The organism is Paraburkholderia phymatum STM815, from assembly GCF_000020045.1.
In the GTDB taxonomy this organism is placed as follows: Bacteria; Pseudomonadota; Gammaproteobacteria; order Burkholderiales; family Burkholderiaceae; genus Paraburkholderia; species Paraburkholderia phymatum.
The window spans coordinates 282,250-300,237 of the sequence record NC_010622.1; the positions used below are offsets into that span (position 1 = coordinate 282,250).

A 17,988-nucleotide genomic window follows, 5' to 3' on the forward strand; every position below is an offset into this window, starting at 1 on the left:
GCTCAAATCGGTCTAGACGCAGTAAAATACATCAACTTGATGCAAGTGGATGCATTCGCTCATGACTCGACCAATCGACGCAGAAATAAAACGTGTGACGGTGACGCTTCCGAGGCGCCAAATCGATGCCTTGGAACTAATAGCGACTCGCGAGGATGTGAGTGTGGCTTGGCTCGTACGTAAGGCAGTCGATAAGTTATTGCGGGAAGGCCCCACTTTGCCCGCTATTGAGGGCGCTCATTCTAACCGAGCAAAAAGATAGGAATGCGCGCGGCGATATTACGCGGCTCGCATTCTGGCGAATTATCAACATACTCACTTAGCGTGAGAATCGACGAAGAAACAAAGGCGTGGACGTTATTCTGCAACGCAATTTCACCTCGCAAACCATGCCATTGACGGTTGATCCGCAACTCGTTGACGGTGACTGGCGACTTTTTTGCCCGGATATTGGGGATGACGGAACGGCGTACTCGACAATGCGACGACTTGCTGAATTCAAGGCAGATGACGCAGTTGACGCTCTATCGAGGTTTGCCGAAAGTCAGAAGGCCAGCACCGAACAGGCATTGAAAACGCGTGTAGCTGCAACGCTGCTAAGAGATCTGCTGCAAATTGGTTGGGACGTTTACGTAAACGCCCATCATATCCATTTGCGGCCCTCCAGGACAAAAAATCCCGCAGATCGGAAAGCTGTCATTCGTCAGCAACTCCTGTTCGGACGTAACGATCAACTTTGCGAGGACTCGCATCGGCGGTTTCTGTTCACTGTAGAGCGCCCTTCAAAATATTCGGCTTGCAAGCCGGTCACGGACTTGATTGCCGACGGCCGCCGACTGGCAGAACAACTCCGTCCGATCGCAGAGGCACCGCGGGAACAGCGGGGCGAACAACTGCGGAAACTATGTCGCCCGTATCTTCAACTGGTGAGCGACGAACGAGATCAATTTACGAATCTGCGATTGATCGATATTTGGCGGTACTTTCGTCACAGTTGGACGACTCGCTACCGGTCGTCCCCCGGGCGAAATTTGTTCTATCTCGTGCGTGACGCAGCGCAACCGAACCATCCAGTCATGGGCATCGCTGCGCTCGGCAACACGGTCATGCAATTGACGCCGCGCGATCACAGCCTGGGTTGGACTCTAGAGGGTCTTTTTGCTCTCTGCGATGCGGGTCAGATCTCGGAGCATGAAATTCTGCACGCCTTTCGGGAGCGCCTTGAGGAAGATTTTGAGCAGATATATCGTGACGATCTACCAGTTGATCGACGCATTGATCATAGCGTCGATGACGAAACGTTGGGGCGGCTCATTGTAATTGAGCAAGACGCAAGTCGTGATCGCGAACACGCATTGAAGGGTGAAGACGAGAGTGCCACGAAGCGGGTTGACGAACTAACGCCGGAGATGCTACTGCGTCTTACAAAGACGCCACTTTATCGCTCCAAGCGAGCGCGAACCGTTCGTGAGATATTGCGCGCCTATCGCGCGATTGCACTTTGGCATGGCAACTTGCGAGAACTAGTCGCTACAGAAGAAGGATGCTGGGCGGTCAATGTAGCGTTGAAACAGCTTAAAAAACGCTTCTCCGCCACCAGCATGATGGAAATAACGGTCTGTGGGGCTGTTGCACCATACAATCACTTGCTGGGCGGAAAACTAATCTGTCTCATGATGATGAGCCCACGAGTCGTAAAAGACTATCGCGAGCGATACGGGGGGATGGTTAGCGTCATCGCTAGCCAGATGGCAGGCCGTCCCATTACGAAACAGCCCGACCTTGTGTTTCTGGGTACTACGAGTCTCTATACCGATCACTCGTCCCAATACAATCGCGTCAAGTTGCCAGCAAGCACAATCTCTGGGCAGACGTGTCCGCTCGAATATGTTCGACTGGGACGCACCTTGGGATTCGGATCTCCCAATCTCTCGGCTGAAACTGAGTTGGGACTCGCCGCAATTGCGAAAGTCACGAGCGGATTCCGCAATGTGAACTTCGTCTTCGGCGAAGGGCAAAGTCCGAAACTTCGGCAATTGCGCGAAGGCTTCGCCGGGTTAGGGCTAAACCAGACAAATCTTTTGCAACACGGCGCCCCACGCATAATTTATGGCGTATCGCTGGCGAAGAACGTAGAAAGAACTCTACTGGGCATAGACGCGCAGCCTGAATATTGCATCGATCCCGAGCAAGCAGATGCAGAAACGGCAATTGCGGACTTTTGGATTGACCGCTGGCTTGCGTCGCGGCTGGACCATACGCCGGCGGTTGATGCGGTGAGTAAATCGACACCCTTGACCGAGCGGGTGAGTCGCCTCATACCAGAGCGCGCGCCTGAAGAAGTACTACAACAAAGCTTGCCGTTTACGTTCGTGATGGCAAAGGAAGAGAGAAAAGAAATGCAGACAGACGTAAACGAAGACGAGCGCCTGCAGTTCATTAGGCATCTTTACCGCAACGAAAGTGCGTTTAGCGATCATGTCAGCCTCGGTCGCCTCAAAGAACTGAACATCAAAACAGACCTCGAGGACCTAGTCCGAAAAGTCGTGCGCGGCGGTGGGTCTGTGGTGATCACAGGAAACGCGGGAGATGGCAAGACTCATACCATCATGTTGATGAAGAAAGAGTTAAAGGATGCCCATGTAGTTACGGACGCCAGTGAACTTTCTTCTAGTGAGATTGCTACGCAGTGGCAGAGTGCGAGAGATAGCGGTAAACCGTTTTGTATCGCAATCAACGAAGGACCGTTCGTAGATCTGGTACGCGAATACCGCGATAAGCATCCGTGGCTCGGGGAAATTCGGGAAGATTTGTTGCGATTGGTCGGATATAAGGCGCTCGAGAGCGCTGGCGACTCGAGTACTGAGAACTGGAAGCCGAAGATCGGCGAAACGGTGATCGTGGATCTAAGCCATCGTCGCGTCCTGTCGGCCAACCTCGTAAAAGCAATCATCGACAAACTCACCGATGATCAATGGTATCAAGGCTGTGCGACTTGCACGGCGCGTGCGAACTGCGCTGTTACCTACAATCGAATGCAGTTGCGCTCGGAATTGCCGCGACAACGCATGATCAATCTACTGACGACAGTTGGGAAGTCAGGTGCAAAGATCACCTTCCGCGAAGCGCTTGCATTCGTCTCATACTGCATTTTTGCGGGCAAAACTTGCCGCGAACTGATCGAGGTGGGAAGCAGCGAGCAAGTCCGATACTACTGGAACGCGTTTGAAGGAGAAGGTGCGATCTTTGAACTGGTTGCGAATGGTATCGATCCAATGACGCAAACGAATCCGCGGGTTGATGAGGATCTGTGGCGCGGGAAATTCGCACCTGAAGACTTCGCTGGAAATGGCGCCTTCCCTCTCGATAAGCGGAATATGGACGAGATCGAAGAACGTGAACAGAAAACCATGGCGCATGAGTTTGCAGCACTGAAGCGACGATGGTACTTCGAGCATTCTGATGGTCGTATTCTCGACTATTCCGACGCCAACAAATTGTTTGTCGATTTACAAGATACATCGACTGCGATGGCCATTCGCCTCAGTCGACTGATCGCTCTGATCAACCGCTGGTGGAACAGGGGTGGAGATTCAAAGTCAGACGCACTACGGTTGTGGACACGCCTATCTTACCAACCGCGCGCACGAAGTCATGCGATGGTGTCTGGGCTTGCAGTCAACAGAAACCGCCTGCGACTCTACAAACCGGAACTAGCGCCGGTGCTGAAGCGAGCGTTTGGTGAGCAGCCGGTCGGCCATCTTGTGTTGGCATCGGCTGATGACCCGCGCTTTGCGCGCTTAGTTGTAGACCCGACCCTTTTGGAGGGCCTACTTCACGGATCGATATCCGATGGACAGAGCGAGGTTAGCAGGAGGCTAGGACAATTCAACGACGCACTTGCTCAGTACGCGGAAAAAAGCACGGATGTGCGAACCATCGAAATCGTTGATCCCCAGAGTGAACTTCGAACTACCGTGGTCGTTGATCTGATAAACGGTCGGTACGATTCCGCAAATTGAGAAAAATATGAGCAAGCAACTGCGAAAAGCAATCACTGACGAATTGCACCGGCGACACGGATATCGGGTGATGGAGGCAAAAATCAAGCCGGTTCATATCGCGAATGCACTGATGCGCGTTGAACATGAATGCGTCGGAAAAATGAATGTTCTCCAGCAACTTTTCGAGGCAACAGTAGCCAAAAACAGTCTGGACCAGAAGTTGAACGCGGCGCGTTTGATGCTTGATGCGCAACGCGACCGTTGGGGCGCGTTGGGTCAGACCGCCGATCTAAAATCATCGGCGCTCTTGAATAAGGTGCTTCCGCTCTTGCGTACACTTTTAGGCGCTGACGGTGCGCTATTCGGAACTTCCCCGGACCTATCGTCTTTTTCATCACCAACATCGTTGACAGTGACAGGTGATCCGTCTGATGACGGGGCAGGTGCATTTGTGTTCAAACTCTGGGGAGGACATGAAGAAGCAACGCGGCTCCCTGTCTTGGATTTGCTCTCAGAACTTACGTCGCCCCGGAAAGATCCGGCACAGATCGACGATCTTTCTGCTTTGTTGATACCGTTGGTCGATTCAACACGCGCGAAATCGGCACCAGAGTTCAATGCCGAGGATTTGATTTCGGATTATTCGAATGTTGAAAAGCAATTGCGACTCGCAGCGTCGCGCCTGTGTGCCTACGAACGTAAGTTAAATCCCAATCCCATCGCGAGTCTGCAACGCGTTGTGCTTCTTGCTGCGCTCTCCGTCTTCCGACATGGTGCAACGCGGGCCCACGAGCGTGCCGGCGGCCCAGAGCGGTTCCTTCTTCTTGATGCATCGGGTGACCATTATTCTGCGGTGGCTCAAGCTAGCACTGGCTGCGTGACCCAATTGATCAATGACGCATGTCGATATATGGCATCTGTCGTCAACGATCTCCTTACTTCACAGATCGCCAATTGGCCGGTAGAGCCAATCGCCGCCATTAATAGCTTGCTCGAATCGAGTGGGCAAGCACCGCTGGAACCCAACAGCCCTCTTTCACGGAGGATCACCGACATAGTGAAAGATTTCGACGATCCTGAAGATATAAGACGGGAGGTCGCCGAAGAGTTGATCCGACAAGTGGAAGGCAATCAACGAAGAGGTCTTGACGGATATTTGCGTTTGCTCGGAATTCGGTCGGGCTTCCTTTACCCGACGCAAAAAAATCCCAACAAGCGGCTTAATCCGACCGACAGGACGTTGGAGGTCCTGGTCGCCTCTACCGTCGATGTACATGGTCCGATTTTGGAGTATCGGGATTTCTTGGAGGAGTTGAAGACCCGTTGGGCAATCGTGGTTGGCGGAAGAACGGAGGATGCCCTGATTTTGTCCCACGTAGGCGCAAGTGTTCCGGCAAAGGCATTGCGTGAAAATAGTGAACGGTTCTTATCCCGTCTTGAATCGCTTGGTTTGGCCCGTCGTCTCGCAGATAGCGTGGCCGTGGTAGGTTTGTTGGAGGCGACGCATGAGTGAACTGATGGTTGAAATTTCGAATCAAGTCAGTCGGCAGATCACGGACCTGTTGCTTGCCGAGTTGGATGCATCAACTGGGCGCGGAGAGTTCGGTGTCGTGGTACACGATGCGTCGGTCTTTGACAGGAAATATCTTCTTGCGCGCTTGCCCGACATTTTCAAGGGGACAAAGGCACGCCTACGCGTTGCCGTAGTGGGCCAGCACGACGACGTTGCGACCTTCAAAGCGTTGAACGAAAAATACGCAACTCTTGTTGCTTCGGATGAAGAAAGTGCGGTCCAATGGCGCAACCAAAACCTAAAAACAATAGTGGTCCTCACCGACGAGCCACTGACTAAACAGGGTTCACTGAAAGACTTCAGTATTATGAGCGAGGCCAAGTTAATCATCAGGCTTTGCGACCAACAGCGTGACCACGCGGAAGTTCTGTGGCTTAGAACGCTTTGGGATGCGCTCAAGTCGACGCGTGGGCCTGCCCTATCTCTTCAGAAGATTGCTACATTTGCGGCGGCACTCCAGCGCCTGACTCCCCTTGAACGGTCAGTTAAGGCGCCTAGAAATCTGCATGCACTTGGATTGTTCCCCGACACCCATTTGGCTGAGGAGTCAAGTGAAGGCCGGATCATTCGCCGATTGAAAGCCAATGCAGAACTATTGAACATGGTTAGCAATGCGACGCCGGAAGACCTGGATCGTATGGCTACGTATTGCCGACAACTGGCTGCGAAGGAGAAGGTGAAATTCAATGCCATTCGGAAACGCCTACGGGCGATCGGGGAGCGAAGCTCGGCCGATCTAACGGATCTTGAGTTTTCGGATGTGCAACAGATATGGCGCGGAAAGGTGATGTCGCCTACGGCTCGCCTCGACACGGGAAGCGATGGAACTGTATCCCCGGACAAGGTTCCCGTTGAATCGGTCGTGGCCCAACTGTTGCTTGACGGCGGAGCCGAACAACTTGCTGACTTGGCGGAAAGAGTTGAGCAACTCGCTGATCAAGCGCAAAACGATCAGATAAATTCTGATGACGAGCCGCTCGGATCGGCTGACGTATCCGACGGCACAAACGCAACATCCTTCCAGGCGGTCACGAGCGTCGACGCGAACATTATTGCCTTGTCCAGTTCGCGTTCGACAAATGAAGATTGGGGCGGTGTCATTGACATTGAATCAGATCGCCTGGATGCGTTGACCGAGATCACGGCGTTTAAGGCGTGGCAACCGTTCAAGTGCAGTCAATTTAAAGAGTGGCTTGGCGAATTTGTCTCCGCTGATCTGGCGCCGGCGACTTGTCTTGATCTGTTCGACTTGCTTGCAAAAAACCGTGCGGAGCTTTTGGAGTACATCTCTGAGTTGACGGTTTCCCCGGTTGCCGTACTTGGCGGTCGTCCAAAAGCACTCGCAGCAGCCGAAGGCTACTTGCAGACGTATGACCAATTGCTCAAGCAGTTGCAGGCGACGTATCAGGAAATGTACGCGCAAGCTAGCGACGAAGCAGAGCGCCTTGTGCACTGGCTTCTCGCCATGGAACTCTATGTTTATCGGCGAGATGGCATCACAGAGGTTCTTCTTTCACCCGTACATCCTCTTAACCTATGGCGCAGTGTAGCGATCGTAAAAGATTTGCAGTCGCTGGGCGGGAAACTGTCCGACACGGAGCGTGCAACCCTCATTGCTGCGTCGGCTGAGGATGTGCAACTTCTCAACGTTTTGGTGCTCCCTCAGATTGATGGGGTAAATTCGCAGGCTTCGTTGTTAGGGCACGCAGGCGGCGTCGGGCATCTGCCGTTGTTCAAGGAAGCGCCGCGCGGCGTACTTGAGCCAGACGGGATAAAGAGCGTAACTGCGTTTGCAACGCTAATCGCGCAGTTGCGTCCATTCGCGCGTCCGGGCCTGCAGGTTATGTTTGTCAATGCACCGAGGCCGGGCAGGTTCTTGGAAGCGGTGCTTGACGTTCTGGATCTCGACAATACTTCGGCAGAAGATACCTTTTGGGGAGTCCATTTCCGATACCGCTATACGTCGGACGACACTCGAGGCTGGACTTCAGAATTCGAAAACATCGACGATCAAACGAAAGACCGGATCCGATCAGGACAAGAGCGAGGTCTTATCAGCGTCTCCGTTGATCCTGAGATTCGAACTTGGCCCGATGTCATAGAAGAGGCGCGACGACTTCCCGCGCACCTGACTGTTGTATTTGATCCTTTTGAAGTTCGCACCGCGCTAGTAGCGCGTGCTGGTTTGCACGATCTCAGTCCTTGGATGCCGAGTTGTGAATATCGGTATAACAAACTGAAGAAGCAGATCATGGTCGTGCCCGTCGCTGAGGAAGAGATCTTTGCCACATACTTCTCTGCCGCAACGCTGGTGCATCGCGAACTCAAGCAAAGTACTGCGACGCATCAACCCCAAGTGTCTTCGGTAAGAACTTGGCTGGATGAACTGGCTGATTCCAGTATCTGGACCATCATAGCTGACCCTCATCGTGTTTTGGTTCCGCGACTGGGGGAAGCGGAGGTAATCGATCGTCGCATTGAGGGAGCGCGGCAAATTACGGCGTTTGGCCGTGATTTGAGCCCGTTTGTGCGGCGCCTAGATCAGCAACTTCGGAGGACGCACTATGTCGCGGACCCTGAGACCCTCGAGGAACTCGTTCGTGACCTGGTCGCGATGGAACCGAATGGTATCTTGGGTCTAGTTGGCGGAGACAAGTCGAAGCACATAAAAGGTGCGCTTGGAAAGCTAATCGCTATGCGCTGGTACCGTGGCCTGGACCCAAGTGGCCTCGCGGTGAGCCTTGATACCCAAAACGCACAGCGCTGGCTTACTGCTGGCGGGCATTCAAACGAGAAGGCGGATTTGATAGGGCTTCGCGAGGAAAACGGCGAACTCATTATTGATGTCATTGAGGTTAAAACGCACGACGAAGGTGTGCCTTATTCCGTTCAAAACGGCGTAGTCGCGGGGCACGCAGTCAATCAGGTGCTTTCAACACTGCATGCGTTAGCTGAAGTCTTCGGGGGGTCAAATCTCTCGCCGCTCGCAAAACCTCGACGTGAGGTGTTGCGGGAACATCTTTATACGGCGCTATTGCGCGACCTTAACCCGCAATACATAGAGCGATGGCATAGCCTACTGCAAGATCTCTTCGACGGAGCGCTTACCGTGCGATTGAGCGGCAGAATTGTTCACGTCCAACTCGCGAGCATAGCCACGACCCCGTCGGCGGTCCTACAAAGCAAGGTCGGCGTTCCGATTGAGATAAACACACTCGCCGCCACCGAAGTGGGGCTAGTACTCACATCCACCAAAGTGGTGGCTGAAACCGCGTTGTTGGAGAGGATAGATGCGTCAACAAAGGTGATTCCAGAATCGATTGATCCCACTCAGGCGTATCATCTTCTCTCGAGCACGTCGGCAGAAACGACGATCGAAAACTCGCTCGAAGGGAGCACCTCGATAGTTGTGAACGACTCGCGTGAGGACGGTAATGGAGAGCCAATTCGTTCTACAAAGAATATGGCACGCATCCAGAACGTGAGTCCGTCCGATCGGGCTGTCCACGAGGTGACAAAGCGACAGGAGGCTGTATCAACTGGTGGCCCGTCTGGCTCGCTCGATATCATGCTCGGGAAGGAAGTCAACTCAAGCCAGCCGGTTTCATGGGCGCCGGGCCGTCAGAGCAATGGATTCTTTTTGGTACTTGGCGCATCTGGATCGGGAAAGACCGAAACGCTTAAGGTGCTGGGAAAAGGTGTTTCGGATCACGGTGTGCCCGTCCTGGTACTCGATTTCCACGGTGACGTTCAGTTTCCCGGACTTCGCTCAGTACTTCTCTCATCGGGCACCTCCAGTACCATCGGGGTTAATCCGATGGAACTAGATTCGCAGAGCGCAGAAGAAACCGGGTTATACGATCAGCGCAAAGTGATTCGCGACATGATTCGGAATGCCGTTCCTGCACTCGGACATCGTCAAGGCGCTATTCTTCGCGACGCCATTGAGGCTGCCTACACTACGGCAGGCTTTTCCGACACTGATCCTGCCACGTGGCGCAATGCACCGCCGACGTTTGCGGATGTTGAGCAAATTCTCGGAGGTTGGGCGGAAGACGACGCGCGAAAGAGCCAACGCGCGTCTATTGAAGGGTGTCTAGCAGCTGTCCAAGAGATATTCGAGCATCCGATCTTCCAGCGTACTGAGCACGTATCTGTCGAGGAAATCCTCGCCGAAAGTGTGCGGTTGGATCTGAGCAAGCTTACAGATGAGGTTCGGTACATTGCCGCCGAGACACTGCTGCGGAAGATATTCCGTGTACTTCGACTGAAGGGACCTATCCCTGTGCAGCCGGTTGACGATAGGCAGCGGTTCAGATTGTTTGTCGTCGTTGACGAGGCAAAAATCCTGAGCACCGGTGGTGGTGACCCGGATGCACCGGATCGCATCCTGAATCTGCTATTTACTGAAGCGCGCAAATTTGGGCTTGGGATGATCCTTGCGTCCCAAATGAGCGACCATTTCGGATCGGAAGTGAAGGCGAATGCAGCTACTTGGCTTGTTCTAAAACCTATGGATATTCGCGAAGCTAAGAAGAACGCCCCGAACGTTCACATGGAGCCGGAGGCCTTAACGTCCTTAAAGGGGAAAGGCGATGGTTACTTCCGCGATCGATCGTCGCCACGTGCTCGGCGCGTCCAAGTCGAGCCGCTGAAGAGCGACTGATAATCTGTAGAGTCATAGGTGCGCCAGGAGGGCTTAGTTGAGGAAAAAAACGACTCGCCTGGCGCGCATTGCTTGATTTCTAAGGGTTTCGTGGAATCACTACGGTCGCCAAAATCAGAACTTAAAAAGGTCACACGACGCGATCTGAAAGATGAATGAGTCCACCGATTGAACCCATCTGGTTGTTGCTCCACTCGAGGCCTGCAGAACTAGAATCGATGAATCGATAAAAGCGCGAGTGATTCGGACCTCGGATACATCGCACTTCTTCGCTTTCACTCAACCGATCGCATCTAGTCATTCAACCAGGTTACCTGTCCGTGGCATGCATGTTCAGGGTCGGGCGCGACTTCTGGATATCGAACACATAATGCCCTTATTCCGCAACTCTTGGCAATACGCGGACGCATCGGAGTCAGGCATGCGAGGGTCCAGCAGCACCTCTTCGATTACCCCTGACCAGTCGAACGGGTGTTTGCAAAACAATCCCTTATTGACTGTCACGTTGCTTTTCGCATAATCATCTTCTTTCTCATAGTCGTACAAGATGCGTATCTCTTTCTCATCGGAAAATTCTTTTCTAATTGCTGTAAGCGATCGTGTTATCCCGTGACCGAGCGAGTCTAGAAATTCGTTATATGTGTGGCTTTTTGTCAAATCAGCAAGATAGCTTGGATCGTGATAGGTCACTTTTCCGACAAAATATCGAAGCATAAAATATTTATTTTGCGTCTGAACGAGGCGATGCATTACATTGCGTAACGAGGCCTTAACTCTGACGCCGAAGTTGGTGCCGTGTGAAAACGCTTCCCACCGCCAGTACTCATCCAGACTTTCCTCGGTCCACGACTGTCCGAAATAATTTTCAACGAGAGGGTCAAGGAAAAGCGAGTCTCCTTCTTCTGTGGAAAACTCCAGACCGAAAAGCGGGTTTTCCAATGGATCATTGAAAACACTCGACCTTATGTTGAGCAGCGTTATCTTGGAACTTGCAATATCGTCAAGCAAAAACGGAGCCTGAAAGATTCGGTACACTTCGCTGTTTATGGGGACGTCGAATGCATTCCGTTCGATATATAAATCCTTAAGGTCCTGGTCAGTCTTCCCAAGAAAATTCTGTCTATTGATTTCGGCGTTAATTTTTTCGTTTTTCATATTCGAAAGTTATTGTGACTTGTATGGCTTTCGGGGTATGCGACCACCGTGTGTTCGCAGTAGTACAAGTGCGCGTCAAGGGCAGAGACGGTCAACAAGCCGCATTGTAGATAGAATGTGAGGTGCATTCGGCGAAACTTGCCGGAGGGCAGAAACGGGCCCGATCTCGGCCATCACAGACCGCTCACTCGACGACTGGCACCCTACGACTGCCTCTGTCATTTCCCGCGAATGTTACCGACTTCGGCCATGAGCGGCCCGTCAAGATTCGTACCTAGTTGGCCGCTCACACGGGACGCCCAGGTCCTCACCTGCGGAATCGCGCGGCGAGTAGAGCGTGAGGGCCGCATCTTAAAAAATTGTTCAGGCCGATACCGCTCATTGACGCATAGCCATAGTGCGAGCGAGTGCCCATTCAACTTATGCACATTCCAGTGGCGGAATCTATCTCGTTCAGACTATCTTTAGCGTCTTAGTGGCGTTAATTTTAGGCGGTTCCGTCTCGCTGACGTGGTCCTTCGCAAGACGGCGCCGCTCATCCGAGGATATCAGGCAGCACACCCGCTGAAATCATCGAAGTCATCTTTCCCTTTGCGAAGAAGGCTCTTTACAACGCCACGCGAAAGCTTTTCACCGCCCCCCTTCGCAATCTCAATTGAGATGAGCCCGATCAGGTAGGTTTGTAGACCAGCGGTGCTCGCTCCAATTGCGGATACCACCGCCGGAGCTCCGACGAACGCTGCCCCCCAACTAAGCAGGCGTGCTGCTTCGACAAACACTTCGCGGCCAATCATGTTGGCGGTCCCGAGCATCCCAATCGACGCAATGACGGTCCCGACGCTAATCTCACAGCCATAAATGGCCGCGATGTGATTGATCATCAGGGAATTCTCCGCGACGATCGCGGCCGAGACAGCGGGTACTGGAACGGCTCCCGTTGCAGTGGCAGCCAGCACGTACTTTATTAGGATTGCTTTGGACTTCTCTTCCAAGTTCTCGTTGCCATTCATGTTCTTTTCCTTGTCGATTGCTGATTTAGAACTCTCTGACGGTCGAGAGCCCGCTCGGGTACCGGCACACCGCCGATAGACGCACTGTAGAGGAAAAATGCATGGGATGCAAGTAGCCATGGAGTGCAATGATGCATGTTGTAAAATATGGCGACCGAGGAGCAGTTGCCGTATCATGCGAATGTGAGCTTGGACGGGAGCAGCTATGACTGAAATGAAAACGGTGACGACCTACGGCGCGATTCTCGGGGCTGTGCTGGGGCAGATCAGATCGGCCGCCGGAATGAAGCAAAGCGACCTTGCAGAGGCCGTAGGTGTCGGTCCATCGACATGGTCTCGTATTGAAAAGGGTGAAAGTTCGTTGTCGACAGATCAACTGAAGTTGGCTGCCGACGCGCTGAAGGTGCCGCCTTCGCGGATCCTCGAGATGGTGGATGTGGCAGAAAAAATAACTGCTGATAAAGGCATTGCTCGTGAGCCGGTCGGCCAAGCCCAATGGACTGTAGCTGCTGGCGCCGTCGCGCTTGGTCTCATACCGGTAGTGGGAAGCATGTTGAGCAATATCGTCGCGGGCGCAATCAAATCTCAGATCGAGAAGGCGATCAAGAAGTAGTCGGTCACCCCTTCCCAAACTGAACGACGAGGCGTTTCCCACCCAAAAAACTGTTCGAACAGAAGGAAAGAGTCGAACCGGGGAAGCCGTCGGCGGGTAGCCTAAACATAAACAAATAAATTCGCGCTATTTTTATGACACCGCAAGATTTATATTCTTTTCTTTCTGACGTTCGACTGGTTGATTTGATTGAGCGAGTAAAGATTTCGGATGACTTTCTTGATGTCGTATCGCTCACGGAAACTCAACATTCTGATATGTTGGCTTGGTGTTTGCACCCTAACGAAGGTCACGGGCAAGGGGATGCGGTCGTTAAAGATTTTTTAATTGCCGCTTATACTGCGGGAGTGGAAAGTAACAAATATTCAAATAAGAATTTTTATCGAAAGTGGACGCCGGGGCGAATTCGTACCGCAAGTTTTGGCTCCGCGTTTATTGCGCGTGAATTTAGTCTAAATTCAGGGCTGGAAAAAAAGCGTGGGCGACTCGACCTTTTCTTGATTGATCCGAGTAACAAACTCGTTGTAACGATAGAAAATAAAGCGGGAGCTTCTCTCACTGAGGCACAGTTAAGCGCCTATTATTCCGCAGTTAGCGAACAAATTGCCAGTCGCCCTGTTTTTCAAGAATATGATTTTGCCTACGTTGTTGTGGATCGGGACCTTTCCGAGTATCCCGACGAACATTTGGATGCTTTAGGTAGTAGGTGGACATTACTTGATTATAGTTGGCTAGAGGCATCTGCAAATCGGGCGCGACGCCACATGGAGCGCAATAATGAAGCAGCCCAGTTACTCATGGCTTATTGTCAGAGGCAAACTGGATGGCAGAGTCCCAACGAAAAGATCGTTTCAGAATTATCGGCCGAGCTGGCTGCACAGCATGAACTCGTTGTAGAGGCGATTAAGTCCGTCAGGAAACTTCGACCTACGGATTGGACGCCGACTAATTTCAGTGGGGACGCTGGCGAACTCTTGCTTTTCGTTCAACAAAATCCGCAATTGTGTGAGCATCTAGTTCAGGCCCGAGGAATTGGATCAGTACTCGTTGGACTACGCACGGCGCTACCTACTTTAACTCATGAGGACATTGAGCACGGTCGGACATGGCTTCGATTTTCCACACGTAACATGCAAGCTCTCATGCGAAGCACTGACGGGTTCTGGCCAATTTTCGTCAACGTATATCGTGAAACAAGTGATTTAGAAAGTTCAAAGTTCACAATCAGGCTTATTTGGGCTACCGAACATTTCACAGAAACCGAATGTGATGTCGATGCGCTTAGAGACCATATGTCGAAGCGTTTTCCCGAGCTCAAGAAATTTGGAAGCAGCGCATACCGCAGGCTGGTAATCGAGCGAAAACTAAATGCAACATCCGTTATTCGAAAAGTAACCGAAGTAGTGCGTGATGTGGAATCTCAACTCAATTCTGCTAGACGGGCTGGCATTTTTAATTGAACAGACGTTCGGAGCGACGGAATCTTTGTAGGCCGCACGGCGTCAAAAATGAAGGATCACTCTGATTCTGAACGAGAGTCACCTAAATCTCATCTACTACTAGACCGCTTTCGATCTTTTACTTCCCGATGGTCGATCGGTCTTTAGCTACCGTCGGTATTAGGCATGCTCAGTAGCGCCGCGTATCCGGCACCTTCGAGCAGCTCCCGGCTAACGGTTCGCATGGAAGCGCAGGGTTTGGCGCGCTCCGGTGCACAAAAAGGGTCTGATTTGGAGGAGTGAATTGGATCCTATACCGATGGTGTTCGGCAAACGGAGCTCAGGAGCATACTTCTTTTGCTGTAACTATCCAGCATGCAATAATTCCCGTTAGTAAACTACGCTGACGAGGCGACGCTTGAACAACTACGTAGTCCACCGGCTAATGGACTCTGCGCCGCGCGGGACGCCGCTTGATACCGATTTCTTGCGGACACTAGGCGTTGATCCATCAGCAACGACACGCATGATCAAGGCGGGGTGGTTACACCGCCTTTCGAAAGGAGCGTATCTCTTGCGGGGAGATTCTCCTTCGCGAGACGGATTGATCGCTTACCTGTCGAGGCAGATCGTGGGGTTACACGTCGGGGGAAAGACTGCTCTCGATTGGCAGGGGATCCGCCACAACATCGCCTTCCGCCCACGGATTGTCCTCTGGGGCGCGACACCGTACCGCTTCCCTACTTGGGTCGCTCAATACATGTCATATACCTACCAGACGACTCGGTTGTTCGGAGATTGGAATGCTCCATCTGCGTACCTCAAGCCATTGCCTTTCGGTGATTCCCGGGTGCTCGTCTCGATCCCAGAGCTTGCATTTTTGGAACTGGTGAGCGCGATAGGTCGGGACGGAATAAAGGGCCAGTCGATGGAGGAAGCGCTCAACATCGCGGACGGCCTTCGAAATCTTCGGTCTGAGTTGCTTGCGGAGATGTTGGAGCGCTGCACCAGCGTGAAGGTGGTCAAATTGGCGAGAGACCTTGGCGTGTCTAGTGGCCACGCTTGGGGCCGCGATCTGCAAACATTCGTCGACCGAAAGGGAGCGAATAGGCGTTGGACGAGAAGATTGAAAGACGGGACGCGCCTGACTCTCAAGCCCTGATCGTCCCCGCTTCCCCCTTCGGATCGCGGCGCAAGAACAGGTCCGCGATTCCCACGCCAAACGCGTTCGCCAACTTTTCAACATTATCTAAAGAGATATTTCGGGCGCCGCGTTCGACATGGGCGACGAAAGACCGGTCTAGTTCACAACGAGCGGCAAGTTCCTCTTGCGACCAGTTCCGCTCGGCGCGGAGACGACGCAGGCTGTCAGCGAGTTGTTGCCTAGCCGGGGTTGATCTTGGATTGGGAGCGGAAACCGACATCCGCGGAATACTGGATTTCCGGTGCTTTTCCGTCAGTAGCTTTTACGTCACAATTCGCTCTCCGCGTAATCCGAAAACCTGATCACGATCGAAATATGTTTCTCACCCAACGCTCATGGTCGGTCGACGACCGAGTCGCTATCGCATTGTCCGCGCCTTTTCACCCTTGGAAATCGATCGCCTTCGCAACGACCGAACCGAAATTCTTAGTGGAATTTGGGAATTCTTATGCCAACGATGGCGGCTTTCGTTACCTTCTCGTTTCGGGGGTCGAGACGCTTGCGCAGATGGGAGTCGCACCTGGCACAGTCATCGACTCGGTACACTATCTTTCGTGCGAAGGCCGTTGCCATCCCCCTGTGCTAGACGCCCTCTGGGAAATTCGTCGCATATCCTCGCCCGACGAACCTGCGCAGTACGCCTATCGCCGAGAAGACGGCACGTGGTCCGGGATCGGCCAATGGCCAATCACGCACGTGGTTCCATTTGAGCATCAAACGGTGGTCTTCGCGCTTCGCTTTGGACCAACGAATCTGCAGGTTGGAAAGGATGCTTCCCAGGGCAATTGAAAGTTTGATGATCTGTTCTACTGCTCTAGCCTATGAGCGAAGCCCCGTGTGCACAACTGAGCTGTCCACACCACAAGGGCGTGGACAGCCGCCTTCGGCGGTTCCTCAGTTGCACACACTTGGAACTGACGCGCGCCTGCGGCGCTTGCCCAAATCAGAAATATTGAACAGCAAAGATTCCGTCTACCTAGTGCATTCTGGGCAATAACGCGGTTGGCGACATCTGATGCGGCGGACAGGAAAGTCGAGGCCGCAATTGAGGAGCGCAGCACGTACCCGCTCGCGGCTTTCGCGCACCTCGAGATCGGGCAGGCCGACGATGGAAAAAGAAGGAAGCCCGTTGGCGAGATGGACTTCGACGGTAACTTCGGGCGCGCGGCCAGCGGCCGGCGCGCGACTGCGCACCACGGCAAGCGACATGTTTTCTCCCGTCCGGACGCGCCCGCGGGGCGCGTTCACCTTAAAGCGCTATTGACGTCACGGGCCGCTTGCCAGTGATGTGCAGGTCAGAGGGGCACGCTCACGAGGACTGGCTCACGGGCAGCTTCTGCTCGAGCTCGGCGACACGCCGTTCCAGTTCCTCAAGCCGTGCACGAGTGCGCACGAGCACCTGCGTTTGGGTATCGAATTCTTCGCGCGTCACCAGATCGAGCTTCGAGAACCCTTGCGACAGCATTGCGCGCACGTTGCGTTCGACATCTTTCGCCGGCGAGTTTTTGAACAGATCAGAGACGCGTGCCTGAAAGTCGTTGAACACGTCGTTTGGTTGTTTCATTTCAATCCCCTTATTGCACAAAAAATGTGCATATGACGTTGCGTGCGTGCCTCGCTACGCCGAATGATCGTTTCTGGTGCAGATTGCCTGCGCGCCCATTCGCGCATGGGCGCCTTTGGTGCGCACGCCTGCGGTCCAAGCCTGCGAACACTCTAGCAACGATCCCGATGGCGCGCCAGCGTGCATGGCCGCAACTGGCCATGCGGACAAGAAAACGCGCCAAGCCTTGTGCCACAAGCGTCGGCGAGAGTTTGCCATCAAATTGGCATGGACGTTGCTGTTACTGCCGCGCGCACCGGCGGGACGCCGCCAGGAGACGCGTCGTTGCTGGGCCGTTGAGGAGCAGTCGAAAGCAAGACGCAAGGCGAATGCAAGTCACGCAAACGGGTTGAGTCACTACAGCGAGGATTTCATGAAACTCATTACCGCAATCATCAAGCCGTTCAAGCTCGATGAGGCGCGCGAAGCCCTGTCGGCCATCGGCGTCTCAGGGATCACGGTAACGGAAGTCAAAGGGTTCGGCCGGCAGAAGGGCCACACGGAGTTGTATCGGGGAGCGGAGTACGTCGTCGACTTTCTGCCGAAGGTGAAGATCGAAGCCGCGGTGTCGGACGACATCGTCGACCAGGCGATCGAAGCGCTCGAGCGCGCGGCACGTACGGGCAAGATCGGCGACGGAAAGATTTTCGTCACGCCGATCGAACAGGTGATTCGTATTCGTACCGGCGAGACCGGCGCGGACGCACTGTAAAAAACAGCG

The 17,988-nt window shown here is 53.3% G+C and carries 13 protein-coding genes and 1 pseudogene; 9 read left to right on the forward strand and 5 right to left on the reverse strand.

Annotated elements, in window-relative coordinates; genetic code table 11:
- The first annotated feature begins 61 nt into the window (after positions 1 to 61).
- From BPHY_RS44155 to BPHY_RS01230, 4 genes are all read left to right on the forward strand, one after another.
- Entirely contained in the window at positions 62 to 262 is a 201-nt protein-coding gene (locus tag BPHY_RS44155) for a ribbon-helix-helix domain-containing protein (RefSeq protein WP_157686505.1), read from the forward strand.
- Positions 263 to 350: 88 nt separating this feature from the next.
- Entirely contained in the window at positions 351 to 4,022 is a 3,672-nt protein-coding gene (locus BPHY_RS01220) for a Druantia anti-phage system protein DruA (protein ID WP_083775834.1), read from the forward strand.
- Positions 4,023 to 4,029: 7 nt separating this feature from the next.
- Entirely contained in the window at positions 4,030 to 5,517 is a 1,488-nt protein-coding gene (locus BPHY_RS01225) for a hypothetical protein (protein WP_012399667.1), read from the forward strand.
- The gene (locus BPHY_RS01230) at positions 5,510 to 10,243 is read left to right on the forward strand and encodes an ATP-binding protein (RefSeq protein WP_012399668.1); all 4,734 of its coding nucleotides are present in this window, start codon (positions 5,510 to 5,512) and stop codon (positions 10,241 to 10,243) included. The genes BPHY_RS01225 and BPHY_RS01230 overlap by 8 nt, the downstream gene beginning before the upstream one ends.
- Before the next feature lie 333 nt (positions 10,244 to 10,576).
- Here the strand turns inward: BPHY_RS01230 and BPHY_RS01235 are convergent, their stop codons facing one another.
- Complete coding sequence (locus BPHY_RS01235; protein WP_012399669.1) at positions 10,577 to 11,398, reverse strand: hypothetical protein; 822 nt, start codon at positions 11,396 to 11,398, stop codon at positions 10,577 to 10,579.
- A 548-nt stretch (positions 11,399 to 11,946) separates the two neighbouring features.
- A complete protein-coding gene (locus tag BPHY_RS01240; protein ID WP_012399670.1) occupies positions 11,947 to 12,408 on the reverse strand; it encodes a hypothetical protein in 462 nt (153 codons plus the stop codon).
- A 205-nt stretch (positions 12,409 to 12,613) separates the two neighbouring features.
- Between BPHY_RS01240 and BPHY_RS38585 the strand changes: the two genes are divergently transcribed.
- From BPHY_RS38585 to BPHY_RS01250, 3 genes are all read left to right on the forward strand, one after another.
- Positions 12,614 to 13,021, forward strand: coding sequence for a helix-turn-helix domain-containing protein (locus BPHY_RS38585; RefSeq protein ID WP_012399671.1), 408 nt, complete (start codon positions 12,614 to 12,616; stop codon positions 13,019 to 13,021).
- A gap of 134 nt (positions 13,022 to 13,155) precedes the next feature.
- On the forward strand, positions 13,156 to 14,481 hold the full coding sequence (locus BPHY_RS39215; RefSeq protein ID WP_012399672.1) for a PDDEXK-like family protein: 1,326 nt from the start codon (positions 13,156 to 13,158) through the stop codon (positions 14,479 to 14,481).
- Between the two features lie 397 nt (positions 14,482 to 14,878).
- Positions 14,879 to 15,622, forward strand: a complete 744-nt coding sequence (locus BPHY_RS01250; protein WP_041763221.1) for a type IV toxin-antitoxin system AbiEi family antitoxin domain-containing protein — start codon at positions 14,879 to 14,881, stop codon at positions 15,620 to 15,622.
- Here BPHY_RS01250 and BPHY_RS39220 read toward each other — a convergent pair.
- Entirely contained in the window at positions 15,612 to 15,884 is a 273-nt protein-coding gene (locus BPHY_RS39220; RefSeq protein WP_012399674.1) for a helix-turn-helix domain-containing protein, read from the reverse strand. The two genes, BPHY_RS01250 and BPHY_RS39220, sit on opposite strands and share 11 nt — an antisense overlap.
- A gap of 95 nt (positions 15,885 to 15,979) precedes the next feature.
- Here BPHY_RS39220 and BPHY_RS01255 point away from each other — a divergent pair, with 95 nt between their 5' ends.
- Positions 15,980 to 16,453, forward strand: coding sequence for a hypothetical protein (locus BPHY_RS01255; RefSeq protein WP_012399675.1), 474 nt, complete (start codon positions 15,980 to 15,982; stop codon positions 16,451 to 16,453).
- A 225-nt stretch (positions 16,454 to 16,678) separates the two neighbouring features.
- Here the strand turns inward: BPHY_RS01255 and BPHY_RS39225 are convergent.
- Positions 16,679 to 16,873: pseudogene (locus tag BPHY_RS39225) on the reverse strand (magnesium chelatase domain-containing protein); the annotation flags it as partial.
- Positions 16,874 to 16,973: 100 nt separating this feature from the next.
- A complete protein-coding gene (locus BPHY_RS01265; RefSeq protein ID WP_012399677.1) occupies positions 16,974 to 17,228 on the reverse strand; it encodes an accessory factor UbiK family protein in 255 nt (84 codons plus the stop codon).
- A 412-nt stretch (positions 17,229 to 17,640) separates the two neighbouring features.
- Here BPHY_RS01265 and BPHY_RS01270 point away from each other — a divergent pair, with 412 nt between their 5' ends.
- Positions 17,641 to 17,979 (forward strand): P-II family nitrogen regulator, encoded by a 339-nt coding sequence (locus BPHY_RS01270; RefSeq protein WP_006048089.1) that lies wholly within the window; start codon positions 17,641 to 17,643, stop codon positions 17,977 to 17,979.
- Positions 17,980 to 17,988 lie beyond the last annotated feature (9 nt).